This is a genomic window from Weissella sp. ESL1177, assembly GCF_058107185.1.
The window spans coordinates 1,801,462-1,818,964 of record NZ_CM176591.1 but is presented as its reverse complement, the minus strand read 5'-3'; the positions used below and the strand labels follow the sequence as shown (position 1 = coordinate 1,818,964).

Here is a 17,503-nt window from a genome sequence, read left to right as displayed (position 1 = left end):
TCTTTTATCCTTATTATTTATGCATTATTTTTTTATTTTAATTTTTATTATTTTAGCAAGTATTTTTTAAAAACACCAAAAGAACTCATTAATACCAGTATATTAAGCATAACATGCAAACACACAGATTACCTATGATTAAACAAATATTATTCTTCTATATTATTTGCTAAAGTAATCCCCTGTGCACTAATGACTTCATCATATAACGACTTTAATAAACTAGGATGGTAATCACCTTGTAAACGACGTTCTTGTATATAATTCAGTTCAACTTGTAAGGCAGCTAATAAGACCGTTTGCTCATCTGCAGAATTTGCTTTTTGATGTTGTAAAAGTGCCTGTTGCTGCGTATATGCATTCCGCAAAGCAATCAATTGTCGTGGCTGATCATTTTCTTTTGGTAAATGATTCATATACTCCGTCATTGCTACATTAATAATCGACAAAATTTCATCAACAGCAGCAACATGATTCCGTGGTTGCATTTTTTTAACATGCAACGACTGTCTCTGAAATAAACGTTTTACCAGGCGTTGCCAAACTCGAAAGCGCTGCTTACCAATTTTACCAAACCCATTTTGGAATGACTGCATCCGATTATAAATCGTCAATGCTTCATTAGAAACCTCACCACTATCAATAGCTGTAATCATCGCCTGATCCGCCACTTCATACAAGGTACGATAAGCTTGTTTACGTGTGGCATCATCTAATTGTGCATCACCATAGCCAAGCTGGTCTTTTAATTGTTGCATCACGTTATGTTTTGTCATCTCAGATGAATCAGAATCACCGACATAAGCGATTGCTGCATTCACCATGCTGGTGTGTGCTTGATTATATGTTGCATCGTCATAATCAGGCATTATCCGCTTTAATACTTTCGGTAACCCAATAACAGGTACTAACAAACTCATAATAATGACTGTTGCTGCAATTAATAACAACGCATCTCTTTCTGTGAAAGCTGCGCCATTAGTTAAAGTTAGCGGTAGAGAAAATGCCATCGACATCGTCACAGCACCATGAACACCACCAATTGCAAAGACAAAACTATCACGTTTGACACGTTGTGGACTATCCAAATGCTTACTATATTGCATCGCAAAGTACCGGAAGATTGTCATCACAATATATAGCAACACACCAATACCTAGTAATACCAGCCAAGTTCTCATTGGCTGCCGAACATAAACTTTTGCCACACGCACCAAAGATGTTCCTAATAAGACAAACACCACACCATTCAAAATTTGTGAAATAATATCTGTCAGTTCTATGGTTAAATGATTTAACTTTGGTGCCATAAACTGTGTATGCTGTTGTTCTACATTAGATAGAACGCCCATAACGACAACAGCAATAATTCCTGATACACCAAAGCCATGCTCGGCAATGCCATAAACAATAATTGGCGTCAAGAAGTATAGTAATATATGGGATACCGTGTCATCAAATTCTGCTTTCAATAAATGCTGGCGTAAATAGATAAATATAAATCCTGCCACACCACCAGCAATAACGCCTCCTAAAGCAACAATTATAAATTCGCCGAAACCATGAAGAAATGAAAATTTACCAGTATTCATCCATAAAATGGCCAACTCTAAAATCACTAAACCCGTTGCATCATTAAATAATGATTCCAAGTTCAATGATCTTTTAATGTTTTTTGGCATAGCCAAGCCATTCGTCACTGATTCTAATGCTGTTGCATCTGTTGGCGTCACAATGGCTGCTAACGCTAATGCAAATGGTAATGCCCAACCAATCACAACATGACCAAAAATCATCAAAACAACCACCGTTAACACTGCTAAAACACCAGCTAATGCAACAATTGATCGAAAATGTTTTGAAATTAGTCGTGCTTGTGTACGTTGCCCTTCATAAAATAATAGCGGTGCAATAACCAACATCATAAACCATTCTGGATTTAACATAATGACATATTTATTCACCACCGGTAAACTAGCTAACAAAATACCGCCAGCAATTTGCCACAAAGCTTGTGGTATTTTTGGAAAAGCTTGTGTCAAAAAATTAGCAATAATAATTGTGGCACAAATATATGCTAATGCATAAAAAATCGTCATACGACCTCCTCCTCGCCGCCTGTCTTCTTCAATAAATAAGGGATTGAGAATATCTTCCCAATCCCTTAACACTGTTCATGTTGAACCATTAACCTAGCTCTGAACCTGCTTCAATCTCATCTGGCAATATTGATAAGGTCACTTTACCATCTTTTTCAGCGGAAAGTAACATTCCTTCAGATAATTCCCCCATCATCTTACGTGGCTTCAAATTAGCAACGTAAGCAACTTTCTTACCAACTAGTTCACCATATTCTGGATAAAACTTTTTAATACCTGACAAAATTGTTCGCCCATCAGCTGAACCATCATCTAACTTAAAACGTAATAATTTATTAGACTTCTCAACTTCAGAAACTTCTTTGATCTCAGCGACACGTAATTCGACCTTATCGAAATCATCAAAAACGATTTCTTCTTTTGTCATGACCTTCTTAGGTGCCTTAGGATTAGTACTTGAACGTGTCTGTTTACCACCTTGACCCGTCATGTTATCACGAATATAAGCAACTTCAGCTTCAACATCTACTCGTGGGAAAATTGGCTGTCCCTTTTCAACAACTTTGCCACCAGTTGGCAAATCTTCAAAGCGTAGATCAACAATTTGAACATTTGATTCTGTCAGTCCTAATTGTTGGAAAATTTTGCGAGGTGCTTGTGTCAGAATTGGTTGCAGTAGAATGGCTACAACTCGTAATGCTGCTGCTAAATGAGCCATAACTGATGCCAACACATCTGCTTTACTATCATCCTTTGCCAATGTCCATGGTGTTGTCTCATCAATATACTTATTTGCTCGTGAAATCAATTGCCAAATTGCAGCTAATGCATCTGCTGTATGCATTGATTGCATATTCGCATTGTACGTTGCAATCGTATCTTGTGCTGTTTGTACTAACTCGCGATCAAAATCAGTCAATCCAGTATGTAATTCTGGAATCACACCACCTTCATATTTATTAATCATCGCAACTGTACGATTTAACAAATTACCCAGATCATTTGCTAAGTCATAATTTAACTTTGACACAAAGTCTTCAGGTGTAAAAATACCATCGTTCCCAAATGGCATTGCACGTAGTAGATAGTAACGAACCGCATCAATCCCATAGCGATCTGCCAACGTATCAGGGTAAACAACATTTCCCTTTGACTTTGACATCTTACCATCACGCATCGTTAACCAACCGTGGCCAACAATTGTTTCAGGTAATGGCAGCCCTAATGCATGCAACATAATTGGCCAATAAATTGTATGGAAACGAACAATTTCCTTACCAACTAAATGAACATTTGCTGGCCAGTACTTATCAAACATTGTTGTATCATCTGACATATAACCGAGCTTTGTAATATAGTTAGATAGCGCATCAATCCAAACATAGACCACATGATCTGGATCTGAAGCAACTGGCACACCCCAATTGAATGCTGTACGGGTGACTGCCAAATCTTCTAACCCCGGTTCGATAAAATTCTTAATCATTTCATTCATCCGCGCAGCAGGTTGAATGAAATTAGGATGTGACTTGTAATAATCAAGTAGCCAGTCAGCATACTTACTCATCTTGAAAAAATATGACTCTTCTTTAACCAGTTCAACTTCATGGCCTGAAGGCGCTTTGCCACCAATGACATGACCGTCATCATCACGATAAACCTCTGCTAATTGTGATTCAGTAAAATATTCTTCATCATCAACAGAGTACCAACCTTCATACTGACCTTTATAAATATCACCTTGATCTAAAAATTTTTGAAAGATCTTTTGAACTGCTTTTTCATGATAGTCATCTGTTGTACGAATAAAACCATCATTACTAATCTCAAGTTCAGACCACAATTTTTTAATATCTGCAGCCATCTTATCAACGTATTCTTGTGGTGAAACGTTTAGTTTTTCGGCCTTTTGTTCAATTTTTAGACCGTGTTCATCGGTTCCTGTTAGAAAATACACATCTTCATTCAACAATCGGTGATAGCGTGCAGCAGCGTCAGCAAGTACAGTTGTGTATGTATTACCAATGTGCAATTTACCAGATGGATAGTAGATTGGTGTTGTGATGTAAAAAGTCTTTTGTTCTGCCATTAATTATTACCTCCCATCCTACAGATGAGTAGAATGTATATTTTAGTATCTATATTGTTTGTCTGACAATAATTATAGCAAAATTTAGCGTTTCTCGCTGAAAAATCAAAAATATCAGCAGTTTCTGATAAATAGTTATATTTAGTTAGTTTAAAATTTGACAAACTAACGATATAAGTTTATTATTTAGTAAGTTGATATATTAACTAACTAAATAATAAATATTAATTGGAGGATTACACAATGCATAAAGACACAATTATTAAAAATATTTTGATGATTTCTCGTCATCCATACATCATCTTTTCTACAAAAATCGCACAACATCATGATAAATCATTTGCTACCTTAAAAATTTTGTCAACAACAGAAAATGTCACAGCAAGCTATCTATCAGAGGCTTTTGATATTAAACCTTCTAGTGTGACACAAATTATTAAAAAGTTAGAAGAAGGTGGCCTGGTGAATCGAGAAAAGTCTGATGAAGATTCGCGCATTAGTTATCTCAGATTAACTGATAAAGGTCGTGAAAACCTCAAAGAAAGTGATGTCACGAGTGATTCACTACAAAATCTCTTATTTAAAGACTTTACAGAAGACGAGCTCGTTAATTTTAACGACTACTTAACACGTCTTGTTAAGAACAGTGAAAGTGATGAATTTAAGAAACAACTACAAGAAGTTTTTGGTGATGACGAACGTTGGGCTCACTTTGATAAGATGAGTACCCGTTTTGGGCGTGCTCGCTCTCATATGTTAGAAGCTGAACACGCACATCGACATGGTCATCCACATCATTTCCGTGAACGATTTAACAATGAATCACGATCTTTTTTTAATTAAAAAATCTACACATAACATATAAGTGCTTAAAAAATAAAGCAGGTTAGAAAATTTGGAAAATTTTCTAACCTGCTTTTCAATTTAATAAAATTAATTTTATTTCAATTGTCTGATTATTATCAGTAAGCCAACCGTCTTTTGAAAGGCATTGAAATAGTTTATCACTTCTTATCGACAAAAAAAGAACCCACAATTGGTTGTGGGTTCTTTCGTTTGCATCGCAATGTCCTATCCTCGCAGGAGGCGATCCTCCAACTACTTTCGGCGTAACTGAGCTTAACTGCTGTGTTCGGTATGGGAACAGGTGTGACCTCAGTGCCATCATCACGACACGTTTCTAATTGAGTGAACTTAGTTCCCTCAAAACTGAATCATAATTGCTTTTTTGCCTTACACCACTTGCTACTTGGTTAAGTCCTCGAACCATTAGTACTAGTCCGCTCCATGCGTCACCGCACGTCCACTTCTAGCCTATCTACCTCATCATCTTTGAGGGGTCTTACTTCATTACTGAATGGGAAATCTCATCTCGAGGCGAGTTTCACACTTAGATGCTTTCAGCGTTTATCTCATCCGTACATAGCTACTCAGCGATGCTCCTGGCGGAACAACTGATACACCAGTGGTACGTCCACCCCGGTCCTCTCGTACTAAGGGCAGCTCCTCTCAAATTTCCTACGCCCGCGACGGATAGGGACCGAACTGTCTCACGACGTTCTGAACCCAGCTCGCGTACCGCTTTAATGGGCGAACAGCCCAACCCTTGGGACCGACTACAGCCCCAGGATGCGATGAGCCGACATCGAGGTGCCAAACCTCCCCGTCGATGTGGACTCTTGGGGGAGATAAGCCTGTTATCCCCAGGGTAGCTTTTGTCCGTTGAGCGATGGCCCTTCCATGCGGAACCACCGGATCACTAAGCCCTACTTTCGTACCTGCTCGACTGGTAAGTCTCACAGTCAAGCTCCCTTGTGCCTTTACACTCTGCGAATGATTTCCAACCATTCTGAGGGAACCTTTGGGCGCCTCCGTTACCTTTTAGGAGGCGACCGCCCCAGTCAAACTGCCTGCCAGACACTGTCTTCCACCACGCTTAGTGGTGTGAGTTAGAGTGTTCATACAACGAGGGTAGTATCCCACGTTTGCCTCCATCGAAACTAGCGTCCCGATTTCTACGGCTCCTACCTATGCTGTACAAGCTGCACAAACACTCAATATCAAGCTACAGTAAAGCTCCATGGGGTCTTTCCGTCCTGTCGCGGGTAACCCGCATCTTCACGGGTCTTTAAATTTCACCGAGTCTCTCGTTGAGACAGCGCCCAGATCGTTACGCCTTTCGTGCGGGTCGGAACTTACCCGACAAGGAATTTCGCTACCTTAGGACCGTTATAGTTACGGCCGCCGTTTACTGGGGCTTCAATTCGTACCTTCGCCGAAGCTAAGCACTCCTTTTAACCTTCCAGCACCGGGCAGGCGTCAGCCCCTATACGTCATCTTACGATTTTGCAGAAACCTGTGTTTTTGATAAACAGTCGCCTGGGCCTATTCACTGCGGCTCAGCTTGCGCTGAGCACCCCTTCTCCCGAAGTTACGGGGTCATTTTGCCGAGTTCCTTAACGAGAGTTCACTCGCTCACCTTAGGATGCTCTCCTCGACTACCTGTGTCGGTTTGCGGTACGGGCAGGTAAACACTAACTAGAAGCTTTTCTCGGCAGCGTGACATCACAGACTTCCCTACTTGATTTCGGTCCTCATCACAACTTGTCCTTATGACAGCAAGCATTTGACTCACTCTCAGACTCATTGCTTGACCCAGCTTTTCCAACTGCTGGGTTCTGTTAGCCTTCTGCGTCCCTCCATTGTTCAAACATGTTCACCTGGTACAGGAATCTCAACCTGTTAGCCATCGACTACGCCTTTCGGCCTCGCCTTAGGTCCCGACTAACCCTGGGAGGACGAGCCTTCCCCAGGAAACCTTAGTCATACGGTGGACAGGATTCTCACCTGTCTTTCGCTACTCATACCGGCATTCTCACTTCTAAGCGCTCCACCAGTCCTCACGGTCTGACTTCATCGCCCTTAGAACGCTCTCCTATCGCGCCACTGATGTGGCACCCGTAGTTTCGGTGGTGTGTTTAGCCCCGGTACATTTTCGGCGCAGAATCACTCGACTAGTGAGCTATTACGCACTCTTTAAATGGTGGCTGCTTCTGAGCCAACATCCTAGTTGTCTATGCAACTTCACATCCTTTTCCACTTAACACACACTTAGGGACCTTAACTGACGATCTGGGCTGTTCCCCTTTCGACAATGGATCTTATCACTCACTGTCTGACTCCCGGACATACGTGATTGGCATTCGGAGTTTATCTTAATTTAGTAACCCGAGATGAGCCCCGCACCAAAACAGTGCTCTACCTCCAACACGCTATCTTCCGAGGCTAGCCCTAAAGCTATTTCGGAGAGAACCAGCTATCTCCAAGTTCGATTGGAATTTCACCGCTACCCACACCTCATCCCAACATTTTTCAACATGTACGGGTTCGGGCCTCCAGTGCGTTTTACCGCACCTTCACCCTGGACATGGGTAGGTCACCTGGTTTCGGGTCTACAACAACATACTCGAACGCCCATTTCAGACTCGCTTTCGCTACGGCTCCGGTCTTTCCACCTTAACCTTGCATGTTATCGTAACTCGCCGGTTCATTCTACAAAAGGCACGCTATCACCCATTAACGGGCTCTAACTTGTTGTAGGCACATGGTTTCAGGAACTTTTTCACTCCCCTTCCGGGGTGCTTTTCACCTTTCCCTCACGGTACTGGTTCACTATCGGTCACTAGGGAGTATTTAGCCTTACGAGATGGTCCTCGCAGTTTCCGACCGGATTTCACGTGTCCGGCCGTACTCAGGATCCTACACGGGAGTTTGCTTACTTTCGCATACGGGGCTATCACCCTGTTTCGCTCAGCTTCCCAGCTGCTTCTGCTAATAAACAAATTTGTAACTCCACAACGGTAGTCCTACAACCCCAGTGTGCAAGCACACTGGTTTGGGCTCCTCCGCGTTCGCTCGCCGCTACTGACGGAATCGATTTTTCTTTCTTCTCCTGTTGCTAATGAGATGTTTCAGTTCACAACGTCTACCTTCGTTCAACTATGTATTCATTGAACGATAACTTGCATCACAAGTTGGGTTCCCCCATTCGGAAATCCCCGGATCATAGCTTACTTACAGCTCCCCGAGGCATATCGGTGTTAGTCCCGTCCTTCATCGGCTCCTAGTGCCAAGGCATTCACCATGCGCCCTTAATAACTTAACCGATCAACTCTCGTTGATGATTTCGTTTGAGTATTGTGACTCAATGGTCACAAGCGATTTTAAACTGATTTAAAAAACTCAAAAAATTACGCGGTGTATTTTTTCGGCTCAATTTAATTGATTAATATCAATTGAAATGAATTTAAAAATTTACAATTATGATTCAGTTTTCAAAGAACTAATAAGCAACCGTTTGGTTGCGATGGAGAATATCGGGATCGAACCGATGACCTCCTGCTTGCAAAGCAGGCGCTCTCCCAGCTGAGCTAATTCCCCATATCATGGGACTGAGAGGACTCGAACCTCCGACCTCACCCTTATCAGGGGTGCGCTCTAACCAGCTGAGCTACAGTCCCAGGTCGAATCTTATGAGTGTTAATCACTCAAAACTAAATATCGTTTCGTTGATTGTGTAGGTTTCCGATTTTCCTTAGAAAGGAGGTGATCCAGCCGCAGGTTCTCCTACGGCTACCTTGTTACGACTTCACCCTAATCATCTGTCCCACCTTAGACGGCTGGCTCCTAAAAGGTTACCCCACCGGCTTTGGGTGTTACAAACTCTCATGGTGTGACGGGCGGTGTGTACAAGACCCGGGAACGTATTCACCGCGGCGTGCTGATCCGCGATTACTAGCGATTCCGACTTCATGTAGGCGAGTTGCAGCCTACAATCCGAACTGAGACATACTTTAAGAGATTAGCGCACCCTCGCGGGTTGGCGACTCGTTGTATATGCCATTGTAGCACGTGTGTAGCCCAGGTCATAAGGGGCATGATGATTTGACGTCATCCCCACCTTCCTCCGGTTTGTCACCGGCAGTCTCACTAGAGTGCCCAACTAAATGCTGGCAACTAATAATAAGGGTTGCGCTCGTTGCGGGACTTAACCCAACATCTCACGACACGAGCTGACGACAACCATGCACCACCTGTCACCTTGTCCCCGAAGGGAACGTCCTATTTCTAGGATTAGCAAGGGATGTCAAGACCTGGTAAGGTTCTTCGCGTTGCTTCGAATTAAACCACATGCTCCACCGCTTGTGCGGGTCCCCGTCAATTCCTTTGAGTTTCAACCTTGCGGTCGTACTCCCCAGGCGGAGTGCTTAATGCGTTAGCTGCGACACTCAAGGGCGGAAACCCTCGAACATCTAGCACTCATCGTTTACGGTGTGGACTACCAGGGTATCTAATCCTGTTTGCTACCCACACTTTCGAGCCTCAACGTCAGTTACAGTCCAGAAAGCCGCCTTCGCCACTGGTGTTCTTCCATATATCTACGCATTTCACCGCTACACATGGAGTTCCACTTTCCTCTACTGCACTCAAGTCATCCAGTTTCCAAAGCCATTCCTCAGTTGAGCTGAGGGCTTTCACTTCAGACTTAAATAACCGTCTGCGCTCGCTTTACGCCCAATAAATCCGGATAACGCTTGGAACATACGTATTACCGCGGCTGCTGGCACGTATTTAGCCGTTCCTTTCTGGTAAGATACCGTCACACACTGAACAGTTACTCTCAGTGCCGTTCTTCTCTTATAACAGTGTTTTACGAGCCGAAACCCTTCATCACACACGCGGCGTTGCTCCATCAGGCTTGCGCCCATTGTGGAAGATTCCCTACTGCTGCCTCCCGTAGGAGTATGGGCCGTGTCTCAGTCCCATTGTGGCCGATCAGTCTCTCAACTCGGCTATGCATCATGGCCTTGGTAAGCCTTTACCTTACCAACTAGCTAATGCACCGCGGGTCCATCTCTTAGTGATAGCAGAACCATCTTTCAACCAACAACCATGCGGTTGTTGGTATTATACGGTATTAGCACTTGTTTCCAAATGTTATCCCCTGCTAAGAGGTAGGTTACCCACGTGTTACTCACCCGTTCGCCACTCTTTGTCAGATAAAATCAAATCTGAGCAAGCTCGTCATTTCATTTAAAGACAAAGCGTTCGACTTGCATGTATTAGGCACGCCGCCAGCGTTCATCCTGAGCCAGGATCAAACTCTCATTTTAAAAGCTTGAGTATAACTCATTGTTTTTTGTTGTTTAACAGAAGTTAAACGAATTTACTAGCGAATTGACTTCGCAAATGTTTTTGTATCAAGCAAATTGCTTGATGACCCTACACATTTGTTTCATCGAAACGATATTCAGTTTTCAATGATCTACGTTGTCTCGCTGACAACTTAATTTATATTACAGTATATTCAAATCATTGTCAACAACTAATTAAATTAATTATTAATTGATTTAAACTGTAAATCCGTTATCTCACGCGACCACTTAAATATGATAGCAGTAATCCTAACGTTCGTCAACAAGTAATTATTTATAATTTTTTACGAACATTCTTATTCACCAATTAGTATAGAAAATTATCTGGCAAATAAATCTATTATGTACAATAAAAAATCGTGAATCCACCAGATTAGAATGGTGGATTCACGACTTTTTAACCGACTTAAATCATTCTTCTCCTCTGCCAATAAGTTTGCCTAACTCTCACTAAGATATAACCAAATCTACAATATAAATGTTTAACATCATCTTACTAGCGATTAAACAGCCATCATACCTATCAGCTTATTTAATAATATAGAAAGAACATTGATTATATTTTGAGATCAGTGAAAAATTCCCGTGCATCACCAACAATTTGTTTAACGTTCGCTGGTGCTGGAATTTTTTCTAAATTAACTGCTAATACTGGTACATTTGGACTCACGTATTGTAATAAACCAGCAAATGGATAGACCACAAAGCTTGTTCCCACGATCACAACAAAGTCTGCTTGTGCAACCCATTGTACTGCTTCATCGACCCGAAATGGCACTTCACCATATAAAGTGATTGCTGGTCGTAATAATGCACCATCTTCACGATAAAGTGAATGTAAATATGATTTCACATCACTTGGTTGACCATCTTTAGGTGCATAAATATTATATAGTGACCCATGGAATTCAATAACATGTTCAGCCCCTGCCTTCAAATGTAAACCATCAACATTTTGGGTAATAATTCGTGCACGTTGTTGTTGCGTTAAAGCTGCCATCTTTTGATGAATAATATTTGGTTGTGCATCTGGGAAATACATATTTTCCTTTGCAAATTCATACATCTTTTCAGGTTCTTTTGCTAAGGCTTCTGTGCTTAATAAATATTCTGGTGGTAATGAGACGCCATCATAAATACCTCCCTTAGATCGATAATCAGGAATACCTGATGCTGTTGACACGCCAGCACCAGTTAAAAACACAATATTTTTCGCCTGATTAAATAATTGTTGGATGTCCGACGTTATTAATGTCATTTTCTCCTCCTAACGAACTGCAAAAGGTTGACCTAATTTTGTCAATACTTCTTTAACGGGTGTTTGATAAAGTTCCTTGAAAAAATCAGCAAGTTGATCATCCGGTGCTGAAAGCACAAAACTATTCTGACCCGATGTTTTTAATAAACCAGCATAAGCTGATTTACCAGTATTACGGTCTGTCATCGTCATATGTTTGATATCAAATACTTGTGCCAGCGGTAACCTCAATTGACGTTCTGATAGTACTGGTGTCAATGTCGCAAACTCATCAGCATGAATTTCAGGTAAATGCCAAGCAGCCATTTGTTCATCAAACATAGAAAAAGCTGTCACGAGAGCACGATGAACTGTAAATGGATTTTTAATATCATCAATTCGCATAGCTGTTACAATCTTTTCTGCTGCCGCCCATGCTTTTGGATATAACGCAATCATCGTTTCAACAATTGCTGTCGTTTCCTGTGGTACATTATTTAAAAATACTTGTAAGTCTAGTAACGTTAGTAACCGTAATGCTGCTTCTCCCTGATTATTTTCAGTTTCTTTCGTCAATGTCTTTTGAACACCCGCAACCATCCCCTTAACAACATCATCTGTCAACAAGCCATGTGCTGCCTGTTCCCGATAAACAATTGCTCGCAAAGCTGGTTGATATAAGTAAGTCGCCATAACCATCAATTGATCAGTTAATGACACATCATCATCATTCAATTGAAAATAAATTTGTGGATAACCATTTAATGTCAATAGCATCATTAATAATTCTGAAGTTGCTAGAAAATTTGGTGCGGTTGCATCATTTACTTCAACCATCAATCGTGTCCCTAACATTGCTGTGGTTACTTGATCATGCGTAATAATCCCACTCGCTTCCTCATTACCTCGTAAAACAACGGACCCGGGATATACCTTATTGACCTGATCTAATAATGTGATTGTTTCTTTTGCAAATTTCATTTATTTTTCCTACTTTTATTTTTTAGATATCATGGCACGTATTTCTACTAACAATTGCCGTGCAGTGGTTGCATTTATTTGCGTTGCTTGATTTAATTTTTCAACGAGTTGTGGTAATTCTTCTTCTGTTGCACCGACTTGAAGAGCAAGTGACTTCGCTTGCAATGCCATATGACCTGCTTGGATACCTGTCGAAACCAAGGCGCGTAATGCCGCCAAATTTTGTGCCAAACCTGTCGCAATAATAATGCTAGCCAATTGTTCAACATTTGGATTATTCATAATATGATGATTTAATTTAACAGCTGGTACAATCCCAATCGACCCACCAACAACGCCAATTGATAATGGCATCACGGTTCGACCAACCAATTGTTGTTGTTCAACTTGCCATGAAATTAATCCTTGATACTGACCATGACGTGCAGCATATGCATGTAATGATGCATTAACAGCCCGTGTATCGTTGCCACTTGCTAAAACCACCGCCTCGATACCATTTAAGATACCTTTATTAGCAGTTACTGCCCGATGTGGTGACAAAGTTTCCAGATGACTGGCCAAAGCAATTTTTTCTGCAACAAGTTCACCTGACAATCCTTGTTTGGTTGCCAATGCATCAACTGGTATCGCAACTTCAGCTTCAACCAAAGATTCTGTGCCATAGTTTGATAAGATCGCCATTAATACCTGGTATCCTTGCTGACGAAGCTGATTTGCAACAGCTTCAGCCATTGTATTGACTGTATTCGCACCCATCGCCTCTTTTGTATCAACCAAGACATTGACCGCCACATTAGTTTCATCTAGTAGTTCGACTGTTATTTTCTGCGCACCGCCACCTCTATCTAACATCGATGGATGTGCATCATTCGCACACTGTAATAGTTGTTCTGTATTATCGATAATATAAGATTGTAAGCCATCTACATCTTGCACATTAACCAATAATACTTGCCCACGCATAAAATGTTGTCGGCGTCTTGTTTTGACACCCAAACCTTGACGCATCATACGTGCACCATTATTGGCTGCTGCAATCACGCTAGGTTCTTCTGTTGCCATTGGTACGATCACTTTTTGACCATCAACTGGCAATTGTAACAATAATCCCGTCGGTACACCAAAATTATAAATATAATTTTCAACTTGCTGTGCCCCAATCTTATCATATTGCTGTTGCATCAGTGTTTGTTCCGCAACTGTTAACTTTTGATTATCAACTAATACTGCCAGCCGTTCTGACCATGATCGTTTATAAAAATTATGCCAATCTGCCATTCATTTTTCCTCGTTGTTCTATCTATTTATTAGTTTAACAGTTCTTTACTTATTTTTGCGATTAGAAGAGCATTATTTAAAAAAATTCGTAAAATGAAAAAGACTGACATTTAACCATATGCAATGGTAAATTGTCAGTCTTGTCATATATTAAGAATCAAAAAATTTTTGCTAACACATGTCATGAAAGCTTATTTTTAATCAATCTGTTTTGAGTTATCTGGCCAGGATTGCACAATATATTTTACTTGATGATTTTCATCAATGCGAGCATATAGACGTTGCGTTTCTTGTTCATCAAAGAATCCTAAATCAACAGTTGGTATACCCTCTAATAACACAACCCCTTTAACACCATTATGCATAACTTCATGTAATACACGCCAGTTTTCTTGGTATTCTTTTGTTTTTTTGACGGCACCTTTTAGTGTATAACCATCATCTAAAAACTCTTTAATTGCGGCAACTGTTACATATGTCGTGTAATTATAGACACGTGCATCTTGTTCACCTTCTCGATTTAATGAAGAGATAATGCCTTTGCTTTCCCAATAACGCAATTGACGTGTTGACACACCCGTCATTGTTGCTAATTCACCGATTCGAAATTGAAATAAATCAGATGCCAAAGCCTTCATACGAAAGTGATGTTCTCCTGAAAATGCCATAACCCCGCTCCTTCAAATATTGTCGCTTTTATTGTCAGGTCATTTAACAAATTTGTCAACTTCGTTAAATGTAGCACAAGAAAATATCGACAAATCACAGATTATCCTGTGACCAAATCTCATATCGATATCGCCACATTATGGATTTGGTGTGTCATCACCACCATCTGTATCATCACCACCATCTGGATTAACTTGTTGAATACGTGAAGTATCTGACTTTGGTTTATCCTTTTCTGGTGCATCTGTTTCATACAATGTTTGTGATTTTTTATCATTACGTTGATGCCACAAAGATGTTGAGTTTGTACCTAATTGTTTATCAAGCTTTAATAGCTTTGCTAACCCATTCGAATAGTTATACTTTGATGCATCGACTCGTTGATAACCTTTTGGTTTGTAGAAACGTAATAAATCTTTTTGATTAAGATTATCGGATACTTTTAATTGTTTTTTAACGATTTCCTGATCTTTTTCAAATTTTGCCTTGATTTTCTTTGAAGGTGCTTTGATTGCTTCACCTGTCGCATTATCGTACAAGACATGATTAGTGTACGTATATTCTGGTGTCACGAAATCTTTGTCACGGAAGGCGACCACTTGTTGTCGGTTAGTACTTAACAAGTCTTGCCCTAATTGCACATATTTCTTTGAATCAACACCCAATAAATGTAAGATCGTTGGCATCACATCAATTTCACCACCATAAGTATGGTTGATACCACCACCATGCCAACCAGGAATATTAATCATAAATGGCACACGTTGCATTTGTGCATTATCAAAATCACCCCAATCACTGGCATCTTTACCTAAGACGGAAGCTAATTGTTTATTTTCTGAATTTGAAATACCATAATGATCACCGTATAGCACAATAATTGATTTGTTATATAGTCCTGATTTCTTCAAATAGTTAAAGAATTCACCGATTGATTGATCCAAATAATGGTTTGTTTCAAAATAACCGTTAACAACATCAGAATCTGTATCCGTCGTCGTAAAGTTTGGATCTTTATCTTCATCATCTAGACTATAAGGGAAATGATTCGTTACCGTAATATACTTTGCATAAAATGGTTGTTGCATTTTTTCTAAGTACGGAATTGAATCATAAAATAATAACTTATCCTTTAAGCCATAACCCATGGCTTTGTCCCCAGATGTATCATAATAACTGGCATCAAAGAAATATTGATAACCCATATTTTTATAGACGTTATTACGATTCCAGAAACTAGCATTATTACCATGGAAAACAGCTGATGAATAGCCACCCGTTTGTTTTAATATTGACGGCATAGCTTCAAAGGTTTGATCATTACCTTGTGTCGCAAATAATGATCCTTGTGGTAAGCCAAAGGTTGATGTTTCTAACATATTTTCCGCATCGGAAGTTTTTCCTTGGCCAACTTGGTGAAAGAAGTTATCAAATGCAATCGTTGAATCTGAATGATAGATATTATTCAAATTAGGTGTCACTTCTTGGTCATTGACCTTTAAATCAAGTGAAAATTGTTGGAATGATTCCAAGTGAATCACAAAAACGTTCTTACCTTTTGCAATACCTGCATATTTAGCATTTGCATCTGCATAATGTTTATTCACATATGACAAAACATTATCAATATCAGATTTCTTCGCTGTTTTTCGCATCTCAGTTACGCCGTGTGTTTTAATACCATCCAACACAGTATAGGCATCAATACCAAGATACTTAACCATCATTTTACTATCAAATTGACGTGTAATTAGTTGTGGTCGATCAGCCTCACCTAACACAAGCATTGTCATGAACCCAAATAACGCAAAGGTTGTCATCGTAAAGCCCATAAATTTTGATGTTTCACGCTTGTCAAAACGCATCTTTTTTAATAGAAATAAGATAATAAAAATTGGAATATCAATCCAATAAAGTAAATCATGAATATTTGTCAGGGCAAATCCTGAAGCGCCTAATCCTTGATTTACTTTGTCATAGCCCAACATCGTTGCTACGGACATAAAGTCTGTAAATTCACGATAATAAATAACATTTAAATGCACCATTAATGTATTAATGATGTACATAATAATCGCCACTGGGTAAAATAACTTAGACTTTCGAAAATAAAAAGCTATCCCGATGAGTAACGTTGCAATCGGTATTGGATTAAGCAACAAGGTGATTACTTGAACAATGGACGCACCTGAATAAAGATGGAAATCCATTATATTTGCTAATTGTGTTTTTGCCCAGACTAATATGATCAAGATTAAGACAAAACCTAATCGTGTATTCATCCAAGCAAAACGACCCTTATGCGCCATAGTTGTTTGCTCTCTTCTTTCTAAATCTTGTAACTCTGATTTTAAAAGTAATATCTGTCCCATTATAGCGCAAAATCGCTTATGGCACCTTAGTCTTTTTTCTAAAATGATAAATATGCGGTAAAATAGTAAAAACATCATTAATGAGGCAATAATATGATAGAAAAAGGTTTCCAAATTAAACATGAATATGGCATTGGCACAATTCGTGATGCTGCCATTATGATTCGTAAAGCTGTTTTCATAAAAGAACAAGGTGTGCCCGCAGAGATTGAATTAGACGAACTTGATCCTGAGACAATCCATTATGTTGGTTTTTTAGCAGATAAACCAATCACAACAGCACGTGTCGCTAACAATGATGAACAACATCATTGGCACGTTCAGCGTGTTGCTACAATAAAAACGGCACGTGGTAACGGTTATGCAGCTGCTTTATTGCAGCAAATCATTGCTGATGCAACACAAGCAAATGTCGAAATTTTGGATTTAGGTGCTCAAGTTACAGCCATTGGTTTTTATGAAAAACTAGGTTTTAAAGCTGAAGGTCTTATCTTTAAAGAAGCTAATATCAACCATCGTCATATGGTATTGCACTTAAAGTAATTATAATGGCGATAAAT

The 17,503-nt window shown here is 39.9% G+C and carries 9 protein-coding genes, 2 tRNA genes and 3 rRNA genes; 2 read left to right on the top strand and 12 right to left on the bottom strand.

Features of this window, described 5'->3' with window-relative positions; genetic code table 11:
* Window positions 1–149: 149 nt before the first annotated feature.
* Window positions 150–2,099, bottom strand: coding sequence for a cation:proton antiporter (locus AC3B5D_RS08845; protein ID WP_489840390.1), 1,950 nt, complete (start codon window positions 2,097–2,099; stop codon window positions 150–152).
* Between the two features lie 88 nt (window positions 2,100–2,187).
* Window positions 2,188–4,188 (bottom strand): methionine--tRNA ligase, encoded by a 2,001-nt coding sequence (gene metG / locus AC3B5D_RS08840; RefSeq protein ID WP_489840391.1) that lies wholly within the window; start codon window positions 4,186–4,188, stop codon window positions 2,188–2,190.
* A 243-nt stretch (window positions 4,189–4,431) separates the two neighbouring features.
* Between metG and AC3B5D_RS08835 the strand changes: the two genes are divergently transcribed.
* Window positions 4,432–5,031 carry a MarR family winged helix-turn-helix transcriptional regulator gene (locus tag AC3B5D_RS08835; protein WP_489840392.1) on the top strand — a complete coding sequence of 200 codons (600 nt, stop codon included), beginning with the start codon at window positions 4,432–4,434 and terminating at the stop codon, window positions 5,029–5,031.
* 215 nt (window positions 5,032–5,246) lie between these two features.
* On the opposite strand, the gene rrf is transcribed toward AC3B5D_RS08835, so the two are convergent.
* The 10 genes from rrf to AC3B5D_RS08785 all read right to left on the bottom strand — a co-directional run bounded on the left by rrf (window position 5,247) and on the right by AC3B5D_RS08785 (window position 16,880).
* Window positions 5,247–5,363: ribosomal RNA gene (gene rrf / locus AC3B5D_RS08830) — 5S ribosomal RNA — on the bottom strand.
* A 74-nt stretch (window positions 5,364–5,437) separates the two neighbouring features.
* Window positions 5,438–8,353, bottom strand: a 23S ribosomal RNA gene (locus AC3B5D_RS08825).
* A gap of 202 nt (window positions 8,354–8,555) precedes the next feature.
* Window positions 8,556–8,628: transfer RNA gene (locus tag AC3B5D_RS08820), tRNA-Ala, on the bottom strand.
* A 6-nt stretch (window positions 8,629–8,634) separates the two neighbouring features.
* A tRNA-Ile gene (locus tag AC3B5D_RS08815) sits at window positions 8,635–8,708 on the bottom strand.
* A gap of 78 nt (window positions 8,709–8,786) precedes the next feature.
* Window positions 8,787–10,361, bottom strand: a 16S ribosomal RNA gene (locus AC3B5D_RS08810).
* The 16S, 23S and 5S rRNA genes sit together here with 2 tRNA genes alongside, the layout of an rRNA operon.
* A gap of 598 nt (window positions 10,362–10,959) precedes the next feature.
* The gene (locus tag AC3B5D_RS08805; RefSeq protein ID WP_489840393.1) at window positions 10,960–11,661 is read right to left on the bottom strand and encodes an NAD-dependent protein deacylase; all 702 of its coding nucleotides are present in this window, start codon (window positions 11,659–11,661) and stop codon (window positions 10,960–10,962) included.
* 9 nt (window positions 11,662–11,670) lie between these two features.
* The gene (locus AC3B5D_RS08800; RefSeq protein WP_489840394.1) at window positions 11,671–12,621 is read right to left on the bottom strand and encodes an IpaB/EvcA family protein; all 951 of its coding nucleotides are present in this window, start codon (window positions 12,619–12,621) and stop codon (window positions 11,671–11,673) included.
* Window positions 12,622–12,636: 15 nt separating this feature from the next.
* Complete coding sequence (locus tag AC3B5D_RS08795; protein WP_489840395.1) at window positions 12,637–13,902, bottom strand: hydroxymethylglutaryl-CoA reductase, degradative; 1,266 nt, start codon at window positions 13,900–13,902, stop codon at window positions 12,637–12,639.
* A gap of 197 nt (window positions 13,903–14,099) precedes the next feature.
* Window positions 14,100–14,570 carry a MerR family transcriptional regulator gene (locus AC3B5D_RS08790; RefSeq protein WP_489840396.1) on the bottom strand — a complete coding sequence of 157 codons (471 nt, stop codon included), beginning with the start codon at window positions 14,568–14,570 and terminating at the stop codon, window positions 14,100–14,102.
* A gap of 138 nt (window positions 14,571–14,708) precedes the next feature.
* Complete coding sequence (locus AC3B5D_RS08785; RefSeq protein ID WP_489840609.1) at window positions 14,709–16,880, bottom strand: LTA synthase family protein; 2,172 nt, start codon at window positions 16,878–16,880, stop codon at window positions 14,709–14,711.
* 156 nt (window positions 16,881–17,036) lie between these two features.
* On the opposite strand from AC3B5D_RS08785, the gene AC3B5D_RS08780 reads away from it, so the two are divergent.
* Entirely contained in the window at window positions 17,037–17,486 is a 450-nt protein-coding gene (locus AC3B5D_RS08780; RefSeq protein ID WP_489840397.1) for a GNAT family N-acetyltransferase, read from the top strand.
* Window positions 17,487–17,503: the final 17 nt, after the last annotated feature.